Annotated in this window: 19 protein-coding genes; 7 read left to right on the plus strand and 12 right to left on the minus strand. The window is 32.8% G+C overall.

Annotated features, from left to right (window positions below):
• Window positions 1–47: 47 nt before the first annotated feature.
• Both IEW40_RS08640 and IEW40_RS08645 read right to left on the minus strand, forming a co-directional pair.
• Window positions 48–299, minus strand: coding sequence for a NifU family protein (locus IEW40_RS08640; RefSeq protein WP_188617695.1), 252 nt, complete (start codon window positions 297–299; stop codon window positions 48–50).
• Between the two features lie 81 nt (window positions 300–380).
• Window positions 381–1,484: an Mrp/NBP35 family ATP-binding protein gene (locus IEW40_RS08645; protein ID WP_188617696.1), complete on the minus strand. Its 1,104-nt coding sequence runs from the start codon at window positions 1,482–1,484 to the stop codon at window positions 381–383.
• A gap of 235 nt (window positions 1,485–1,719) precedes the next feature.
• Between IEW40_RS08645 and IEW40_RS08650 the strand changes: the two genes are divergently transcribed.
• Window positions 1,720–2,991, plus strand: a complete 1,272-nt coding sequence (locus IEW40_RS08650; RefSeq protein ID WP_188617697.1) for a Y-family DNA polymerase — start codon at window positions 1,720–1,722, stop codon at window positions 2,989–2,991.
• Window positions 2,992–3,012: 21 nt separating this feature from the next.
• Here IEW40_RS08650 and IEW40_RS08655 read toward each other — a convergent pair whose 3' ends face one another.
• The 4 genes from IEW40_RS08655 to IEW40_RS08670 form a co-directional block, all read right to left on the minus strand.
• Window positions 3,013–3,528: a tetratricopeptide repeat protein gene (locus IEW40_RS08655; protein ID WP_188617698.1), complete on the minus strand. Its 516-nt coding sequence runs from the start codon at window positions 3,526–3,528 to the stop codon at window positions 3,013–3,015.
• Between the two features lie 5 nt (window positions 3,529–3,533).
• The gene (gene prfH / locus IEW40_RS08660; RefSeq protein ID WP_188617699.1) at window positions 3,534–4,130 is read right to left on the minus strand and encodes a peptide chain release factor H; all 597 of its coding nucleotides are present in this window, start codon (window positions 4,128–4,130) and stop codon (window positions 3,534–3,536) included.
• Between the two features lie 80 nt (window positions 4,131–4,210).
• Window positions 4,211–5,602, minus strand: a complete 1,392-nt coding sequence (locus IEW40_RS08665; protein ID WP_188617700.1) for an RtcB family protein — start codon at window positions 5,600–5,602, stop codon at window positions 4,211–4,213.
• A gap of 405 nt (window positions 5,603–6,007) precedes the next feature.
• On the minus strand, window positions 6,008–6,607 hold the full coding sequence (locus IEW40_RS08670; protein ID WP_188617701.1) for a hypothetical protein: 600 nt from the start codon (window positions 6,605–6,607) through the stop codon (window positions 6,008–6,010).
• A gap of 121 nt (window positions 6,608–6,728) precedes the next feature.
• On the opposite strand from IEW40_RS08670, the gene IEW40_RS08675 reads away from it, so the two are divergent.
• On the plus strand, window positions 6,729–7,943 hold the full coding sequence (locus IEW40_RS08675) for a hypothetical protein (protein WP_188617702.1): 1,215 nt from the start codon (window positions 6,729–6,731) through the stop codon (window positions 7,941–7,943).
• On the opposite strand, the gene IEW40_RS08680 is transcribed toward IEW40_RS08675, so the two are convergent.
• The 5 genes from IEW40_RS08680 to IEW40_RS08700 all read right to left on the minus strand — a co-directional run bounded on the left by IEW40_RS08680 (window position 7,940) and on the right by IEW40_RS08700 (window position 13,997).
• Window positions 7,940–8,587, minus strand: coding sequence for an HD domain-containing protein (locus tag IEW40_RS08680; RefSeq protein ID WP_188617703.1), 648 nt, complete (start codon window positions 8,585–8,587; stop codon window positions 7,940–7,942). The two genes, IEW40_RS08675 and IEW40_RS08680, sit on opposite strands and share 4 nt — an antisense overlap.
• A 9-nt stretch (window positions 8,588–8,596) precedes the next feature.
• Window positions 8,597–9,436, minus strand: coding sequence for an alpha/beta hydrolase family protein (locus tag IEW40_RS08685; RefSeq protein WP_188617704.1), 840 nt, complete (start codon window positions 9,434–9,436; stop codon window positions 8,597–8,599).
• Between the two features lie 292 nt (window positions 9,437–9,728).
• Window positions 9,729–10,619, minus strand: coding sequence for a ribokinase (locus IEW40_RS08690; RefSeq protein WP_188617705.1), 891 nt, complete (start codon window positions 10,617–10,619; stop codon window positions 9,729–9,731).
• 42 nt (window positions 10,620–10,661) lie between these two features.
• Window positions 10,662–11,303: a DUF4241 domain-containing protein gene (locus IEW40_RS08695; protein WP_188617706.1), complete on the minus strand. Its 642-nt coding sequence runs from the start codon at window positions 11,301–11,303 to the stop codon at window positions 10,662–10,664.
• A gap of 78 nt (window positions 11,304–11,381) precedes the next feature.
• Window positions 11,382–13,997 (minus strand): valine--tRNA ligase, encoded by a 2,616-nt coding sequence (locus tag IEW40_RS08700; RefSeq protein ID WP_188617707.1) that lies wholly within the window; start codon window positions 13,995–13,997, stop codon window positions 11,382–11,384.
• Window positions 13,998–14,182: 185 nt separating this feature from the next.
• On the opposite strand from IEW40_RS08700, the gene IEW40_RS08705 reads away from it, so the two are divergent.
• The 5 genes from IEW40_RS08705 (at window position 14,183) to IEW40_RS08725 (ending at window position 18,574) form a co-directional block, all read left to right on the plus strand.
• Window positions 14,183–14,551 carry a DUF1573 domain-containing protein gene (locus tag IEW40_RS08705; RefSeq protein WP_188617708.1) on the plus strand — a complete coding sequence of 123 codons (369 nt, stop codon included), beginning with the start codon at window positions 14,183–14,185 and terminating at the stop codon, window positions 14,549–14,551.
• 78 nt (window positions 14,552–14,629) lie between these two features.
• Window positions 14,630–15,508 (plus strand): polyphosphate kinase 2 family protein, encoded by an 879-nt coding sequence (locus tag IEW40_RS08710; protein ID WP_188617709.1) that lies wholly within the window; start codon window positions 14,630–14,632, stop codon window positions 15,506–15,508.
• Window positions 15,509–15,545: 37 nt separating this feature from the next.
• Complete coding sequence (locus tag IEW40_RS08715) at window positions 15,546–16,067, plus strand: hypothetical protein (protein WP_188617710.1); 522 nt, start codon at window positions 15,546–15,548, stop codon at window positions 16,065–16,067.
• Between the two features lie 184 nt (window positions 16,068–16,251).
• Window positions 16,252–18,144: an ABC-F family ATP-binding cassette domain-containing protein gene (locus IEW40_RS08720; protein WP_188617711.1), complete on the plus strand. Its 1,893-nt coding sequence runs from the start codon at window positions 16,252–16,254 to the stop codon at window positions 18,142–18,144.
• 1 nt (window position 18,145) lies between these two features.
• The gene (locus IEW40_RS08725) at window positions 18,146–18,574 is read left to right on the plus strand and encodes a VanZ family protein (protein WP_188617712.1); all 429 of its coding nucleotides are present in this window, start codon (window positions 18,146–18,148) and stop codon (window positions 18,572–18,574) included.
• A gap of 103 nt (window positions 18,575–18,677) precedes the next feature.
• Here IEW40_RS08725 and proC read toward each other — a convergent pair whose 3' ends face one another.
• Window positions 18,678–19,481: a pyrroline-5-carboxylate reductase gene (gene proC / locus IEW40_RS08730; RefSeq protein WP_188617713.1), complete on the minus strand. Its 804-nt coding sequence runs from the start codon at window positions 19,479–19,481 to the stop codon at window positions 18,678–18,680.
• Window positions 19,482–19,484 lie beyond the last annotated feature (3 nt).

Below are 19,484 nucleotides of genomic sequence, written 5' to 3' on the forward strand. Positions count from 1 at the left end.
CTAAAGCCCGTTTTTACCTATATTTTATATTTTACAAAACAAAGAAATTATTCTACACTTACCACTTCTTTTATACTTGGTGCAAATTGTTTGATGGTATTTTCTACACCCAATTTCATTGTAGAAAAACTCATAGGACAACCTTGGCAATTGCCTTGAAGTTTTACCATCACTTTATTGTCCACCACATCTACCAATTCTATATCACCTCCATCATTATTTAGAAACGGACGAATACTATCCAAAGCTTCCATCACTTTGGTTACTACTTCTTCGTGGGTCAATTTTTCTCTATTCATAATTTATTTGCTTTTGACTTTCTGCAATTTGCTTTCAGCACATCTAGAAATATTTAATTTATAATATTGCTTTTTAATCATTTATTTCTTTGGCGAGCAACCAGCCATTGTGGTGATTTTAACAGCCTCAGTTGGTGGCAAATTTTTATTTCTTTCTACTAAACTTTCCACCATTTTTTGGGCAGTTTCTTTATAAATTTCGGCAATTTTAGAGCCTTCTTGCAATGCTGCTGGCCTTCCTACATCTCCTGCTTCTCTTATACTTTGAATTAAAGGAATTTCGCCCAAAACAGGAATTCCTAAATCATCTGCCATATATTGAGCGCCTTGTTTTCCAAAAATATAATATTTGTTATCTGGCAATTCTTCGGGTGTAAAATACGCCATATTTTCTATTAAACCAAGTACCGGAATGTTGATGCTTTCCATAGTAAACATTGCAATTCCTTTTTTTACATCTGCTAGCGCTACATGTTGTGGTGTGCTCACAATTACAGCACCTGTAACCGGAACTTCCTGAATGATAGATAAATGGATATCACCAGTTCCTGGAGGTAAATCTATTAATAAAAAGTCTAAATTCCCCCAAGCCGCATCTCTAATCATTTGGTTCAAAGCTTTGCTAGCCATTGGTCCGCGCCAAACTACCGCTTGATTTGCTCCTGAAAAATAACCAATCGAAAGCATTTTTACGCCATAATTTTCGATAGGTTTCATCATATTTTTACCATCTACTTCCACAGAAATTGGTTTTTCTGATTCTGTATCAAACATTGTAGGTACAGAAGGTCCATAAATATCTGCGTCTAAAACGCCCACCGAAAATCCCATTTTCTGCAAGGTAACCGCCAAGTTAGCAGTAACCGTAGATTTGCCTACCCCACCTTTACCAGATGCAATAGCGATAATGTTTTGAATTCCAGGAATCTGTTTCCCTTTGATTTGATTTTGTTGAACTTCTGTAGGTTCTGGTGAAGCAATTTTTAATTTTAAATTAATATGCTCTCCAAACTCCGAAGCGAAGGCTTGTTTCATAGCTACTTCTAGCTTCTTTTTTTCGTGCATTGCTGGCGAATGTGCTACCATATCGATATACACATCGTCACCTACCATTTGAAGATTTTTTACTAAATCATCTACTTCTATTTCTTTCAGAAACTCCTGAACTCTTGCTTTCGTCAACATATTGATAAATCAAATTTTTAGAACACAAATTTAGTGAAATTTATTGATTTGGAATGAATAAAAATAAGTATTGCCATGATTGATAGAATTAATACAAGGCCATTTCAAATCAAGAAAGAAAATCGAGCCAATTTCCTGTGGAAAACTTTCTGTTTTTTGCATCATAATTCTTTCTAATTTTGTAACATATTCTCTCAGATTTTTCACATTTTATTATTCAAAAATTACAGAAATTATGTTTGCTCTATTAGATTGCAATAATTTTTTCGTTAGCTGCGAACGCACTCTAGACAACAGTTTAGAGGGAAAACCTGTGGTAGTTTTGTCTAATAATGATGGCTGTGTAGTCTCTAGAAGTAACGAGGCAAAAGCACTAGGGATTCCTATGGGAGCGCCAGTTTTTAAGTACCGAGATTTATTTGAAAAACACCATGTAAAAGCCTTTTCTGCCAAGTTTGAATTGTACAATTTCCGAAGCCAACAAGTCATGAAAATTGCGAGTTCTTACGCTCCAAATTTTGAAGTGTATAGCATAGATGAATTGTTTCTAGATTTCCGTGGTTTTACTTATTTTAATTTAGAAGAATATTCTCAAAAAATAAAAAAAGAAATTGCAATAGAAGCCAAAATACCTGTAAGCATAGGCATTGCTCCTACCAAAACTTTGGCTAAAATTGCGAACAGAATTGCCAAAAAATTTCCAGAAAGATTTGATGGTGTTTTTATCCTTGATTCATCAGAAAAAATAGAAAAAGCGCTGAAATGGCTAGACATAGAAGACGTTTGGGGAATTGGGCGAAGATTGGGCGTAAAAATGCGTGATGCTGGGGTAAATAAAGCTTGGGATTTATTACAAAAACCTGAAATCTGGGTAAGAAAAATGATGGGAATTCACGGCACTAGAATGATTAACGAACTGAAAGGAATTCAACAACTAGGCTTAGAAACACCTGCTAAAAAACAATCTATTGCTACTACCAGAAGTTTTATGGAAATGATTTCTGAGAAAGAAAAACTGAGAGAACGCATAGAAACTTTCGCATTTTCTTGTGCCGAAAAACTACGAAAACAAAATTCTTGTTGTCGTGTAATTACCGTTTTTGTTCGTACCAACAGATTTAGAAAAGAATTGGGCGAGTATAGAAATGGTTTTTCTATGGTTTTACCCAATCCTAGTAATTCTTCCATTGTTTTGGCAAAGGCTGCTAATTCTATTTTTGAAGCCATTTACAAAGAAGGTTTTCACTACAAAAAAGCTGGAGTTATTGTTTCGGATTTTGTGCCTGAAAACGAAAGACTTATCAATGTTTTTGAAAAAGATCTAGAAACCAAACACTTACCTATAATGAAAGCGATGGATTTATTGAACAAAAAATACGGAAAAGACAAAATACGCCTCGCTTCACAAAACGGAAAACCAACTTACGAAAGAAAACTTCTCTCCCCTGAATATGAAGAATTTTTGAAAAACAACACGCTTCCTGAGGCTAGTTTTAGGTTTCATTAAAATAACAAAAAGCTCCAACAATTATTTGTTGGAACTTTTCTTTTGGTCTTTCCCTTTTTTAGGTTTTTCTATTTTTGCCTTTATGAAATTTATTCTTTCTGTAATAAAATCCAGATAGTTTTTATTTGCAGAATTTTTCTTGGCTTTTTCTAGAATTTTCAATGCTTTTTTAAATTTTTCTTGCTTTTCAAAGAAAATAGCTTTTCTATAGAGAATCCTAGATTGGTCTATTCCTTTAATACCTTTCGCATATTCTATTAATTTTTTTGCCTCTTCATAGTCTTCATTATTAAGCAAACAATCTATATAGAAAAGCGGCGTAGAAACAGAATCTAGCTTTACTTGCATTGCTTCTTCAAAATAAGTTTTAGCGGTTTCATAATCTTGCAACATTTCAGAATATACCCGTCCTAAAAGACATAGACTTTCTGCATTATGATCACCATAAGACAGTGCATAATTCAGTGCCTGCATTGTTTCCTCTAGGTTATAAGGGAAATTATCCAAGGCTTGAAAGTAGTATTTGTTTGTTGTCATTTTTTTTACATTTTAAAAATTTTCTTAGGATTTCCTCTCTCTAATTGGAGATGATTCATCCATTGATTTTGTTTTTGTACTGAAGATTTTTTGGCATTCATTTCCAAAATTTTCAATTTTAATCTTTCGACCGCGATTTTTTTGTTTTCCAATTGCGAACGAGAATCCATTGCCACCACTTGAATTTTAGTTGGTAAATGCGTAACACGAACTGCCGAGTTTACTTTGTTTACGTTTTGTCCGCCATTTCCAGAACTCCTCATCGTTTGAAATTCTAAATCTTTTTCGTTAAGTTGAAGTTCAAAGAAATTTTCGATTTCAAAAACACCAACGAACCAGTTTTTACGCTGATGGTGTGGTCTAAATTTACTTTTCCCGATGAATTGAATGCTTCCTTTCCAAGAATTTAGAAATTCTGAAACCGCATCAACTTCAAAAGTAATCGACTGAAAACCTGAAATTTCACCTTCTACCATTTCTACAACTTTGTAGTTCAATTTTAGAAATTCCATTCCTTTTTTCATTCGGTTAAAGGTTTCTTGTACAAAAAACTCACATTCTACAGGACCTTTTCCTGAGGTGATTTGTATTATTTGTTTCATTTTATTTGTTGTTTGTTGATGGTTGTTCGTTGATAGTTTATGATTTTTAACCAAAAACTATCAACTAAAACTGACAACCATTATTTGTCCATTCTCACGATTCTGGGCTGGAAAGTTCCCAAAATATCTACCAAATCTTGCTGCGCATTCATTACCTGATTGATGTTTTTGTACATCATAGGTGCTTCTTCCAGACTACCTCCAATCAAGGTTACTTTGTGCATTTTCAGCTCATCTTTCATTTCTTTTTGTGTGAAAGCTGTTTTGGCAAAATTTCTGGAATGTTTTCTCCCTGCACCATGCGAAGCAGAATGAAGTGAGGCTGAATTCCCTCTGCCTTTTACAATGAAACCTTTGCTGGTCATAGAACCTGGGATGATTCCCAACTGTCCTTCCGAAGCTGGTGTTGCCCCTTTTCTATGAACAATCAATTCTTCTCCGTCAAAATTTTCTTTCCACGCAAAATTGTGATGATTTTCTATTCTTGCTTTCAACCTTCCACCAACCGCTTTTATCAAACGTCTGTGAATATCGGTATGACAAGCGGAAGCGTAATCTCCTGCCAAATTCATAGAAACCCAATATTCTTGTCCAAGATGCGTATCCAAATCTAGCCAAGCCAAATGTTGTGCTTCTTTTGGGAGCGGACAATTTTCTACTGCAACTCTCGTATAATATTGCGCAATCTCTGCTCCGAAGCCTCTAGAACCACTGTGCGAAAGAATACCTACATATTTTCCTTTTGGCAAGCCAATTTGATGATCATCTTCTAAAATTTCTACTTCTCCGAATTCTACAAAATGATTTCCTCCGCCTGAAGTACCCATTTGTTTGATGGCTTTTGACTTTAATCTTCTCAAAATCGGAATTAAATTGAAGGTTTCATCATCAAAAATTTCATTTTCTATGTGCGTTTTATGCACTTCGTACATCCCGAATTTGGTATGTTCGGCTAATGCTTTTTCGTATTTGTCTTTTGCACCATCTAGATAAGAAACTGGCGTATCCAATATACTTAAACACATTCTACAACCAATGTCTAAGCCTACTCCATAAGGAATTACCGCATTTTTGGTCGCTAAAACTCCACCAATGGGCAGACCATACCCGAAATGTGCATCTGGCATCAAAGCACCTTTTACCGAAACCGGAAGTTTAAGCGAAGTATAAAACTGATTAATTGCATCTTCTGAAATTTCATCCCCGAAAATCTCATACGGAACTCTGTTATTCAAAAGCATTCTTTTTTCAGTTTTCTTGCTCATTAAAAGTTCTTCTGCAATCTGACCAAGCATTAGATTACTCTTAAATTCTTCTGGTTGAAGTAAAATTTCCTTCAAAATATTTTTAACGTATGCGGTATTTTTATCTGCAAAATTTTTCTTTGCTACTTCCAAGGCTACCGTTACTGATTTATTATTAGGATATCCTAATTTCAGGATATCTTTTCCTTTTAATTTTAAATTTCCCATAATTTATAAGTGATAAATGATAAGTGATGAATGATTTTCATTCACCTCAAAAATTCAAGATGAGATTTCAAAAAAATCATCAAGAATATGCCAACAAAGAGCTGCTGGTAAACATACTTACACGAACATTTCGGGAAAATTTTGCAGAAATTAGAATAAAATAAAACCCGAAATTTTACAACTTCGGGTTTCTATATTTCATAATTGATAATAATTCTAGCTGAAAACGAAAACACCGAAGCGTACCACAGAAAGTGGTAGTACTACTGAAGATAAATTGTGAAATTTGAACATTTTTGCTTCGATTTTTAATTGTTAAACTTTATTTTCGGGTGCAAATATAAATTGTTTTTTCTGAATTGTGCAAATTTATTTTTAAAACAAATTAAAAAAACAGCCTAAAAATCAATGAGAATAAGATTTTTTCCGAGTCAATAAAACAATATTAAGGAACAAAAGAAGTAAAGTAAGCGTCACTTTTACACTTTGACCAATGTTTCCTAATTTAAGGTTTTCTACCACTTCTTGGGCATTTTCTGAGAGTTTCACACTTTGGTTAAGGTAATTTTTGACCTCTATTTTTTGGTCCGCTTCTTTGTTTTGCACACTATGTTGGGTAAAATAGACCATTTTATTTTTCGGTAAGTAACCTACAACCCAATATTCATTAGAATTACTCATATCAAAATATTCTATCTGATAATGGTTGGTCCTAATTTTCCCTAAACGTTTAGAAAGAAACTGATTTTTATCTTTGTTAATTACTTTAATAGCGTAAAAATCAATTGGTTGATTTAATCGATTAATGACTTGTACAGACATAGATTTTTCTAAAAAATTATTTAAACTTTTTTGAAAAAACCAATATCCGAAAAACAAAATTCCGAAAAATGTAATCAATATTCTGAAAGCTCTAGCAATACGGGCATTCTTCCCAGTTTTGAACAAACTAAGAACTAGAGCGAAAATTAACAGAAATAAAAGTAAAAGATTAATGGAATTCATTCAAGAAAGTTGCAAATAAATTATTGTTATCAAGACTTTTCTCATAAATCAATACAAATATAAAATTTTGTTTTTAAAATATATCTCTTTGTGATATATTTGTGCCCTTAAATCAAAAACCATGAAAAAATTATTTCTTTTTATTTCCATTTTTAGTACTGTTGCTCTTTGGTCTCAATTGAAATTTGAAAAAGGCTACTTTATTGATAATCAAGAAAAAAGGCATGAAGTTTTAATAAAAAACTTTGATTGGCTAAAAAACCCGACTACTTTTAAATATAAAACGGAAGAAAATGCGGAAGAAAAAACAGCTACAGTAGATGATGTAAAAGAATTTCAGGTATTTGGATACAATAAATTGATTAGGTACACTGGCAAAATAAATGTTTATAAAAATAACTTAGATAATTTATCATATTCACCAGAACCAGATTTCAGAGATGCTAAAATATTTTTATATCAACTATCAACCGGAAAAAAGAATCTGTATTCCTATTTTAGCAATGAAATACAAAATTTCTTTTATTCAGACGAAAGTGGAGAAATTAAAATATTAATCTATAAAATATATAACCCAGAGGGAAATACTTCTTTACTTGCAATTAATGACAAATATAAAAGTCAATTAAATAATATTTTTTCAGATAATGAAGCTGCACTTAAAATGGTGAAAAGCACTGAATATATAGATTCCGACTTAATAAAAATTTTTAATAAATACAACCAAGTTACTTCTGAACAAAGCAATCTATCTTTAAATAAAGTCAAAACTAAAATACATCTTGCCTTAAAACCTGGTGTTAATTTTTCAAAATTTAAATTTTATTCACCTAGCTCTCCACAGTCATATGATGCCAACCTAAGCTCAATAGACCCAAAATTTTCAGCAGAAATGGAATACATTTTACCTTTTAATAAAGGCAAATGGTCTCTTTTATTAGAAGCTACTTATTCTTCAATGAATGCAAATTCTAAATCTATTGACAACGATAGAGATATATCAATAAAATATGGATATATGGAATTTCCAATAGGAGTGAGATACTCTATGTTTTTAAATGATAAGTCAAAAATATTTACCAATGTTAAATTCCCAATATTAACTTTAAAAACACAAGACGGAAGTCTAAAATACACCTCTACTACCTACTACTCAGACACTTATTTTACTTTAGACAGAATGTCTTCAAGTTTTATTTTTGGATTAGGTTATTCATATAATAACAAATATTTTGTAGAGTTAAATAGTTCTATGAAAAGATCGATTTCAGATTTTATATATTTTAGAAATTATTTCACTTATAACAGTATTTCAATTGGTTATAATATTTTTTAAATTTCCACCTTCCATTCTTTATAGAATTCATCTAAAAATTTAAGCATAAAATCGTGTCTTTCTGATGCGATTTTTTTTGCGGTTTCTGTATTCATTAAATCTTTTAAAAGAAGAAGTTTTTCGTAAAAATGATTGATGGTAGTTCCGTTTGATTTTTTGTATTCTTCTTTAGACATATTTAATTGAGGTTGAATATCAGGATGATACATCAAATTATTCTTAAAACCACCAAAGTTAAAAGTTCTGGCAATTCCTATGGCACCAATAGCGTCTAACCTGTCTGCATCTTGTACAATTTGCAATTCTATGGAAGGAATTTCTGGCGCCTCGCTTCTATTTTTGAATGAAATATTCTCAATGATGTACAGAACTTGCTCGATGGTTTTTTCTTCCACATCTATACTTTTCAGAAATTCTGAAGAAATTTTAGTAGCCAAAGTTTCGTCTCCGTTATGGAATTTCGGGTCTGCGATATCGTGAAGAAGTGCCGAAAGTTCTATTACTTCTAGATTTCCGCCTTCTTTTTCTGCAATTTTTTTGGAGAGTTTCCACACGCGTTCTATGTGAAACCAATCGTGGCCAGCCTCAGCACCTTCTAATTTTTGTTTTACAAAATTGATGGTTTTTTCTATGTTTTGATTCATTGTTCAAATTTACAAAAACCAATCGAGAACTATTTTCCAAAGTTGAAAATGCCTCGCTCTGAAAAAATTGATATGACCAATAGGTTCACCTGTGCTTTCAGAAACTTCTATGGTTCTGTAGGTGGTTTTCATATTAGAATAAGTTGTGTTCATCAGTAATTTCATCCCTTTATCGGTAATCCATTCATCATCTTCCATATTTAGGTAGAGCACTTCTTGAGTAAGATTTTTAGAATAATCTGGTGTTTTTTCTAAGAGCTTATTGATGGATTTTTTATGAATAATTAGCGTTCGCCAATCATCTGAAACTCCTTTTGGAAGGCTCTCGCCTAGATTGACCAATTGTGTTTCGAAATAACCTTTGAGCTGTGTAATAATCGGTTGGTATAATCCAAAACCCAACAATCCTAGAAATTTTACTTTTGTTTTTAAATGTCCAAAATAGGTATTTTGGGTAGCCACGAAACAGCATTTTTCGAAAATTTCAGAATCTGGATTCATCCCCAGAATTAGAGCTCCTACACTGTGACCGACTACAAATTTTCTATAATGAGCGTATTTTTGTTGAATAAAATCTGTAACCGTTTTATAATCTGTATTTCCCCAGATTCTCATGCTGGCTTCGAAACCTTTCATTTTTTGGGGTTTAGAAAGCGAAATTCCTCTATAATCATAGGTAATTACAGTGTAACCATTATCTGCAAAATATTGTGCAAAATCATAATAAGTTTGTTGCTTAACTCCAGTTGCAGAATTGACCAAAAGAAGTTTTTGCACCGAATTTTTAGGTTCAAAAAGTGTGATGGTAATATCGTATTGGTCTGCGGTTTTGAGCTGTATGATTTCCATTGATTATTTTAAAAAAATGAAGTTTTCAAAAATATCTAAAAAAAGAGAAGAATCTCAAAAATTTGAAATTCTTTGCATATTAATTAGTAGATGGTTTTATGCTTTTTTTAAGTTTGAAAAAGAATAGTGAAAGAAAAAACTGAAACGTTTTCTTAGCCCTGATTGAGCCATTGTTTGAGCTCTTTTTATTTTTTTGATGGAGGATTTTAGCGTTGCCAAAAAATAAAAAAGCGAGTGGCGAAAGCAGGACTGCTTTTCAGAAAAAAAATCTCAATTTCTGCTCTTAAATTTTCTAAAAATCAAAATCTTTAAGATAAGGCAAACCGGTCTGTGAGCCTCGTTTTTTAGAAACTTTCAGTGATACATCATTCCCGAATTTCACGCAATCATCTATGGTGTTTCCGTGGCAATAGGCAATGGCAAAACCGGAAGTGAAGGCGTCTCCCATCCCCATTTTATTGGGCATTTCTTTGGGGTCATTTCTATAGAACCTCATCTCAGAACCGTTGTAATAAACGGTAGAATTGGTGTCGTCTCTTAAGAAAATTTTGTTGGGATATTTTTTAAGAACTTCTTCTTTGGTGTCTTCATCAAAAATTACGGATAAATCACTGCTTTTCAAAACGATAAAGGTAGCGTAATCTAAAATTTCTTGAGCGATTTTATGAGCCGGAGCGGCATAAATTCCTAATTTAGTTCCGTATTTTTTACATTTTTCATAAACGGTTTCTACCACATTCATTGGTATTTCTAGCTGTACCAAAACCAAATCTGCGGTAGAGAAAAATTTATCTGGATTTTCTAGATGCTCTGGTTGCAAACGATGGTTGGCCGAAGGAACCACCACAATGGCGTTCTTACCACTAGAAGCGGTAACATAAGCGGTGCCTGTGGCTGTATCTATATCCTCGTGCACGAAACCTACATTTACATTTTCATCAACCAAATTTCTGAGAATTTGTTGACCATAAGGGTCCATTCCTACGCAACCAATATACATGGTATTAGCACCCAACCTAGCTGTACCTACTGCCTGATTAGCACCTTTTCCTCCGAAAAATGTTTCAGACCTAACTGCCATTACCGTTTCATTTGCCTGAGGATATTTCTCTGTATTAAGCACTAAATCTATGGAAGAACTACCTACCACTAAGATTTTTGGTTGTTCAGAATTGAATTTCATTTTAATAAAAGTGATTAATTATTTGTTTAGAAATGTAAGATTTTATTCGGATTTAATTTCTATAAATTCTGCAATAATTTTCATGGGATTCTTTTGTTCATCAAAACCAATGTAACACGCATAGAAACCTTCACCGTATCCTGTTTCGAAAGCAAAAATTGTTCCTTGTTTATTCTCATAAGGTTTTAGGAAGGCGAATTGGTCTATAGCACCGTTTTCGTCGTAAAAATGTTGATGAAAAAAATCTTCATAAATCCCAAGAAAATCATTTCCTTTTTTCTCAAAAAGTTCTAATTCTAAAGCATTTAAAAGATTCTGCGTTTCTAAATCCATAAAACAGCCCATGCCAGATTCTACAGGATACCCAAAAATTTCTTCGCCCTTTAAATCTTTGATGTTTTGTCCATCACAAACTGCCATTTCCCAATTCGCAATTTCTTTATTTCCGAAAACTACTTCTACATAGGCAATACAATTGCTTTCTCTTTCTTTGTGAATAAAAGTGGTAAAATCACCTGTAGGAAAATTTACTGTAAAAGGCACTTTATCTGGGGTAAGCAATGGATCACTTGCCACCAATTGGCCACTACTCAAATGTAGTTTGCCTACTTCAAAAGTCTCTAGAAGTGGGTTTTCTACAAAATTTTTCGAGAATAGTTTTTGTATGTTTTCTAGGTGTGTCATTTTTTTGTTGGATGTTTGATGATGGAAGATAGATGTTTTGCGAAATGCAAAAAATCCTTCATCTGACTTCTAGCAAATTTACAATGATTTTAATTTTTCTTCTAAAATCGCAATTTTATCTTGCGCATCTTTTTGTTTTTTGCGCTCATTTTCTACAATTTCAGGTTTTGCATTGGCAACGAATTTTTCGTTTGACAATTTTTTATCCACTGAAATTAAGAAACCTTTCAGGTAAGCTAATTCTTCTTCGGTTTTCTTTTTTTCTTCTTCTAAATCAAGGTTTTCACTTAACGGAATAGAAACTTCTGTTGCGCCAACTAAAAACGTAAAACTTGGTTTGTCTGTTTTTCCTGCAAAATGAATATCTTGAACGTTTGCTAATTTTTTAACGACTGCTTCGTTTTCGAAAGAATTGGCATTGGTGAATAATTCAACCGCTTCTCTTGGAGAAATTCCCTTGGATTGACGGTAATTTCTAACGCCAGAAATTAATTCTTTGGCTGTTTCAAATGCTTTGATATTTTCTTCGATGAAAGGTTCTGCTTTCTTTTGTTGAGCAATTACTAAAGCTTCTTCTGTACTTCTTTCTGAAATCGCTTGATACAATTCTTCGGTTAAGAATGGCATAAATGGATGCAACAATCTCATCAATTCCTCGAAATAAGTGATGGTTTTATCATATACTTCCTGAGAAATTCCTTCTCCGAAATTTGGTTTAATGGCTTCTAAATACCAAGCACAGAAATCATCCCAAACCAATTTATAAATCAAATGCAATGCATCAGAAATTCTGAATTTCGAGAATTGATCTTCAATTTCGGCAATGGTTTTATTCATTTGATTTCCGAACCATTCTATCGTTTGTAAATCTGCTTCATTGGCTGGTTTTTCTTCTTTTTTCCAACCTTGAATTAATCGGAAAGCATTCCAAATCTTGGTAGCGAAATTTCTTCCTTGCAACATTAAATCTTCATCAAAAAGCAAATCATTTCCAGCTGCAGAACTCAATAAAATACCAACTCTTACACCATCTGCTCCATATTTTTCTATCAATTCAATTGGGTCTGGAGAATTTCCCAGCGATTTCGACATTTTTCTACGCTGTTTATCACGTACAATTCCTGTAAAATAAACGTTTTTGAACGGAACTTCACCACGAAATTCTAAACCTGCCATTATCATTCTGGCTACCCAAAAGAAAATAATGTCTGGGCCTGTTACCAAATCTGAAGTTGGATAATAATATTTAATATCTTCATTTTCAGGATCTAAACCACCATCGAAAACTGACATTGGCCACAACCAAGAAGAAAACCAAGTATCGAGAGCGTCTTCGTCTTGTCTGAGATTTGAGATTTGAAGATTTGAGATTTGAGATTTTTCTTTGGCTAAAACAAGAGCATCTTCGATGTTTTCGGCAACTACGAAATCATTTTCGCCATCTCCGTAATAATACGCAGGAATTTGTTGTCCCCACCACAATTGACGAGAAATATTCCAATCTCGGATGTTTTCCATCCAATGTCTGTATGTATTTTTGAATTTTTCTGGGTGAAATTTCACCTCATCATTCATCACTACATCTAGTGCAGGTTTTGCGATTTCAGACATTTTTAAGAACCATTGAACAGAAACTTTTGGCTCGATAACAGCACCTGTTCTTTCAGAAGTTCCTACTTTATTGACGTAATCTTCGGCTTTCAACAAAAGATTTTTTTCTTCTAATTCTTTGGCAATGAGTTTTCTAACTTCAAATCTATCTTTTCCGTTATAATGCAAACCATGTTCATTGAGTTTACCATCGTCATCTAGTGCATCAATCATCGGTAAATGATGTTTTTTGCCAATTTCATAGTCATTAATATCGTGAGCTGGAGTAATTTTCAAAGCACCAGTTCCGAATTCTATGTCCACATATTCATCTTCAATAATCGGAATTACTCTGTTTACAATCGGAACAATTACGTTTTTACCTTTCAGATGCGCATATTTTTCATCATTAGGATTTACACAAACCGCTACGTCTCCGAAAATAGTTTCAGGACGTGTAGTAGCCACCGTAATATAATCTTCTGTACCTTCTATTTTATATTTTAAATACCAAAGTTTCCCGTTCAGTTCTTTATAGATAACTTCTTCATCAGATATATTGGTTTTTGCTTCAGGATCCCAGTTGACCATTCTATAACCTCTGTAAATGAGACCTTTATTGTACAAATCAACAAAAGATTTGATAACTTGCTGAGACAATTTCGGTTCCATTGTGAAACGAGTTCTGTCCCAATCACAAGAACAACCTAATTTTTTCAATTGTTCTAGGATGGTTCCGCCGTATTTATGAGTCCAATCCCAAGCGTGAACAAGAAATTCGTCTCTGGTAATATCAGATTTATTAATTCCTTCAGATTTTAACTTAGCAACTACTTTTGCTTCAGTAGCAATAGAAGCGTGGTCTGTTCCTGGAACCCAAAGTGCGTTGAAACCTTGCATCCTGGCTCTTCTGACCAATACATCTTGAATGGTATTATTCAGCATATGCCCCATATGAAGAATTCCGGTAACGTTTGGTGGCGGAATTACAATCGTATAAGGCGGTCTGTTGTCTGGTGTAGAATGAAAATATTGATTTTCTAGCCAGTAATTATACCACTTCTGCTCTGTCTCCTGAGGATTATATTTTTCTGAAATTTGCATAAAATCTATGTTTTATTTATAGCTTGCAAAAATACGATAAAATAGTGAATTTTTAAATGCTAATCCTCAATGATTATTGGTTCGATTTTTGCAAATGATAAAAGACTTAAAGAAAAAATAGATTTTAATTTTTTTTTAAGAATAAATTTATAATTTTGACGTATAATTTTCAAAACAATATCGAAATGAAAAAACTAGTTGGAGGTCTATTATTATTTGGTGCATTTGCATTTTCTAGTGCACAAACTATTACTTTCGAAAAAACTACTTTAGATTACGGAACCGTGAAAGCTAATTCTGATGGCAACAGAGTTTTCACATTCACTAATACAGGTGATAAGCCATTAATTATCAGCAACGTACAACCTGGTTGTGGATGTACTGCATCTGATTGGACTAAAGAACCTATTTTACCAGGAAAAAAAGGTGAAATAAAAGTTCATTATAATACAGCTACAGTAGCTCCTTTTAAAAAGACTATTGATGTATTTTCAAATGACCCTGCAAACGGAAGAGTTGTATTATATATCCAAGGAACTGTAGTAGCTCAGTAATTTAATAGAAAATATCTCTGAATAAATTGACCGTCATTATGACGGTTTTTTTTATTTTTATACTCTAAAACATAAATAATGGACAAAAATTTCACCAAAGATTTTCAAGTTAAAGAAAATTCTAAATTCAAAATCAAAGATTTCAGCACCACATACAAAGGAGAATTGAGCAAAGAAGAAGGCGAAAAGCTGCTTCAGCAAGAAAAAAAGAAACTCTACGAACTGCAAGAAAAACTCTATGCAGACGGTAGCCAATCTCTTTTAGTAGTTTTACAAGCGATGGATGCCGCCGGGAAAGATAGCTTAATAGAACATGTTTTCGGAGGTGTAAATCCACAAGGTTGCGAGGTGACCAGTTTTAAAGCACCAAGCTCTAAAGAATATAGTTATGATTTTATCTGGAGACACTACACAGCCTTGCCAGAAAAAGGGAAAATAGGTATTTTTAATAGAAGTCATTACGAAAGTGTTTTGGTGTGCAAAGTACATCCAGAATATAATTTGAGTGAAAAAGTATGGAAATCTACAGATGAAATAGACAAAAAATTTTGGGAAAACAGATACGAAAGCATCAAAGATTTTGAAAAACATTTATCAAGAAACGGTACTAAAATCATTAAAATTTTCTTACATGTCTCTCCCGAAGAACAAAAACAACGTTTCTTAGACAGAATAAATGAGGAAGAAAAAAATTGGAAATTTTCTGCTGCTGACTTAAAAGAAAGAGCACTTTTTGAGGATTATATGAAAGCATATGAAGAAGCCATTAATGAAACCAGCAAAGAACATGCTCCTTGGTTTGTAGTACCTGCTGACAAAAAATGGTTTGCCAGATTGACCGCTCTACAAATTATTATAGATGCTCTAGAAGATATGAATTTAAAATATCCAGAATTGCCAGAAGACGAAAAAGAAGCGCTTTCAGAAGCCAAAAAACAATTAGAAAATGAAGATTAAACTTTAATTTTTTTGTTTTTAAACAATAAACTATCCCATGAAAAAATTAACCTTTCTTATCATTCTGTTCATCGGAATTATAATCTCTGCACAAGTCCCTAGATTTGCGAAATATCCAATTGCAGAAACTGGAACTCAATTTTATTTTCCTGAAGAGCCAAAATGGCAAAAATCTATTTCGGAAGACAAAAGTGAAATTTATATTACAACTTCTGTGATTGGTGATGTAGAATATGGTCTAATTGCGGTGAAATTAGCCGAAGAAGCCGTAAAAAGTAATGAAAATCCTGAAGCCTTGATGGGAAATTATGTCAATTATTTAAATGATAATGTTTTCAAATTTACCAAAAAAACTGATTTTGGAAAAGGCCATACTCTAGAAAACCAACCTGATGTAAAAGGTATTATAGAGTATGCCGAAACTGAAGATGGCACCAAATACACCGTAAAATCTTGGACCAACAAATCTATGATTGCTGTAATGTATGTAGGTTCTAAAAAAGAAGTAAATATCAATTTTCAAGAGATTTACTTCAAAGGAATAAGGTTTAAACAATAAAATTGAATTCCTTTTTATCATAAACCTAAAGAATAACTTTCAAAGTTTAGCTCTTAAGAATTCACACATTTCATTTATTCAATAAATTAAGTTGAAGAGATTTTACATTAAGTTTTATCTTATTAATTCTTATTTCCTTAATTTCGCAAAAATTTTGAATTTTCATCTTCCAATTTTCCAATAAATGAATTACGTTTCCGCAGAAAATCTTACCAAATCTTACGGCATTAAAACACTTTTTGAGAACATTTCTTTCAACGTTAATGAAGGAGACAAAATAGCCATCGTTGCCAAAAACGGAAGCGGAAAATCTACTTTGCTCAAAATTTTATTAGGAAAAGAAATTGCAGATTCCGGAAATGTGGTGATTAACAAAGACATTCAGGTGGTTTTGTTCGACCAAGAAATAGAATTTAATTCTGATTTATCTATCGATGAATTTATGATGACACTAGATTCTCCACCGATTTTAGCACTTAAAAAATACCATCACGCTTTGGTTTCTCACAACCCCGAAGAAATGGAAAAAGCCATCGCCGAAATGGAAATTCAGAAAGCTTGGGATTTAGAAAATGAAATGAAACAAATTCTTTCTCAGCTCAAAATCAATGATTTATCTGCCAAAATGGGGAAACTTTCAGGTGGACAAATCAAACGTGTAGCCTTAGCTAAATTATTAACGGAGACTAGAGCGCAACATACTCATACTCTTTTGATTATGGACGAACCTACCAATCACCTGGATGTGGAAATGGTAGAATGGCTCGAAAATTATTTGAGTAAAGAAAAAATTACGTTGCTTTTGGTAACTCACGACCGATATTTTCTAGATTCAGTGTGCGATATTATCTGGGAAATGGAAGACAAAAACCTATATGTTCACCAAGGAAGTTACGCTACTTATCTGGAAAACAAAATGATACGTGAAGATAATCTGAACGCAACAATAGATAAAGCTAACAATCTGTATCGCAAAGAATTAGAATGGATGCGCCGTCAACCAAAAGCGAGAACCACCAAATCTAAATCGAGAATTGACGCCTTTTATGACACTGAAAAAATAGCAAAGACCAATACCAAAAAAGAAAGTTTGGAACTTGATTTTGAGATGAAACGATTGGGAAATAAAATCTTAGAACTGAAAAATATTTCTAAAAGTTTCGGAGATTTGGTTTTGCTCAAAGATTTTTCTTATTCTTTCCAAAGAGGCGAAAAAGTAGGAATTATAGGCAAAAACGGAGCAGGAAAATCTACTCTTCTCAATATTATTCAAGGTTTAGAACCGAAAGATTCTGGCGAAATAGAAACTGGTGAAACCATTAAATTCGGGTATTTTTCGCAAAAAGGTTTGCAGTTTAAAGAAGACGAACGTGTAATTGATTTCATTAGAGAAATTTCAGAAAATTTTCCTTTAGCTAATGGTAGAACTATTTCTGCGTCGCAGTTTTTGAGATTATTTTTATTTGATGACCAAACGCAATATTCGCCGATTTCTAAACTTTCTGGTGGAGAAAAAAGAAGACTTCACTTAATGTATGTTCTGTATCAAAACCCTAATTTTTTGATTTTTGATGAACCTACCAATGATTTGGATTTGCCAACTTTAACGGTTTTAGAAAACTTTTTATTGAATTTTCAAGGAAGTTTAATTATTGTTTCGCACGACCGTTATTTTATGGATAGAATTGTGGACCACGTTTTAGCTTTCGAAGGAGATGGGAAAATTAAAGATTTTGTAGGGAATTTTTCGGAATATCGAGCGAGTTCTGAGGTACGAGGTACGAGTTCTGAGCCCAAAAAAGAAACTACTCAAACAAATTCAAGCGATTTCAAACAGAATCAAACTTCTTCAAACTCAACCAAGAAAAAATTAAGCTTCAAAGAACAACGCGAACTGGAAACCATAGAAAAAGAAATGCCAGAATTAGAAAAAAAGCGTGCCGAAATTTTAGAAAAACTCAATAATGAAGCTGATTACGAGAAGATTGCAGCACTTTCTGCCGATTTAGAAAAAATTTCTGAAAAATTGGAAGAACACGAAATGCGCTGGTTAGAATTGCAAGAAATGATAAGCTAAAATGGGTAAAAAACTTTACTCTATTTTCATTATTTTATATACATCTTTGCTTTTATATTGGATGTTTTTTGGGTTTGGCAGAACTCCAAACGTAGAAAAAACGGTACAATTTGTTCCTTTTACTACTATTTACAAAATGTTTACCCAAGTAGATGATTTTAAGTATTTTAGCATCAATATGATAGGAAATATTATTGTTTTTATTCCATTTGGTTTTTTAGGAATTGTTTTTGAAAAGTTAAAAAAAGCAAAGTTTCTTTTCCCTATTTTTATTTTAGGAATTAGTACTTTAGAGTTTTTACAATATATTACCAAAAGAGGTTATGCAGAAATAGACGATGTAATTCTGAATGCAATGGGTGTTGCCATTGGTTTTTGGAGCTATAGACTTTTATTAAAATTTCCTAAATTTCACGCGATACTTAATTAAACCGCAAAAGAGACGAAAGAAATGCTTGAGAAATTAGTTTAAAAAATAAAAAAAGCTGAAAGCTTTGCTTTTTTATATTTTATGGTTTAATATATTATTTTTTTTACCCATTCAATTCTTTAGCACGATTTTCGGCAGCAAAGATTCCGTTTTCTACAATTTCTTTTAATGAATTTTCATTAAAAATTTTCAGAGCTGCTTCCGTAGTTCCACCTTTTGAAGCCACTTCTTTAACCAATTCGTCTAGATTTTTATCAGAATTATTGATGAGATGATACGCCCCAATCATCGTTTGTTTTACAAAAAGTTTTGATAAATTTTCGTTAATTCCCATCTTCATTCCTGCCTTAATCATCGCATCTACAAAGTAATAAAAATAAGCAGGTCCGCTTCCGCTCAATGCAGTTACCGCATCCAAGAGATTTTCGTCTTCCAAATAAACTGCTCTACCAGAACTATTTAGCAATCTTTCAATATTTAAAATTTGATTAAAAGTGACACCTTCGGCTGCAGTATAGCCTGTAATTCCCATCCCGATGAGTGTAGGAGAATTAGGCATAGCTCTCACCACGTTTTTATGGTTGAGTAATTCCTGAATTTTTTCTATTTTTATACCAGCCATAATCGAAAGAATAATTTGATTTTCTTTGAATTTGAATGGTAAATTTTGTGCTACAAAAGGAAAATCCTGAGGTTTTACAGAGATGATAATGAGCTCTGCTTCATCTATATTAGCATCTTCAAAAAAAGAAATTTTCAATTCTGGGAACTCTTTTTTTATTTTTCCAATTTTTTCTTCACTTCTGATGATGAGTTGCAAATCTTGTGGTTTTACCAATTCATATTTTAAAAAAGAACGAGAGAACGCCACGCCCATATTCCCAGCTCCGATGATTGCAATTTTCATATT

It is taken from the genome of Cloacibacterium rupense (assembly GCF_014645495.1).
Lineage (GTDB): Bacteria > Bacteroidota > Bacteroidia > Flavobacteriales > Weeksellaceae > Cloacibacterium > Cloacibacterium rupense.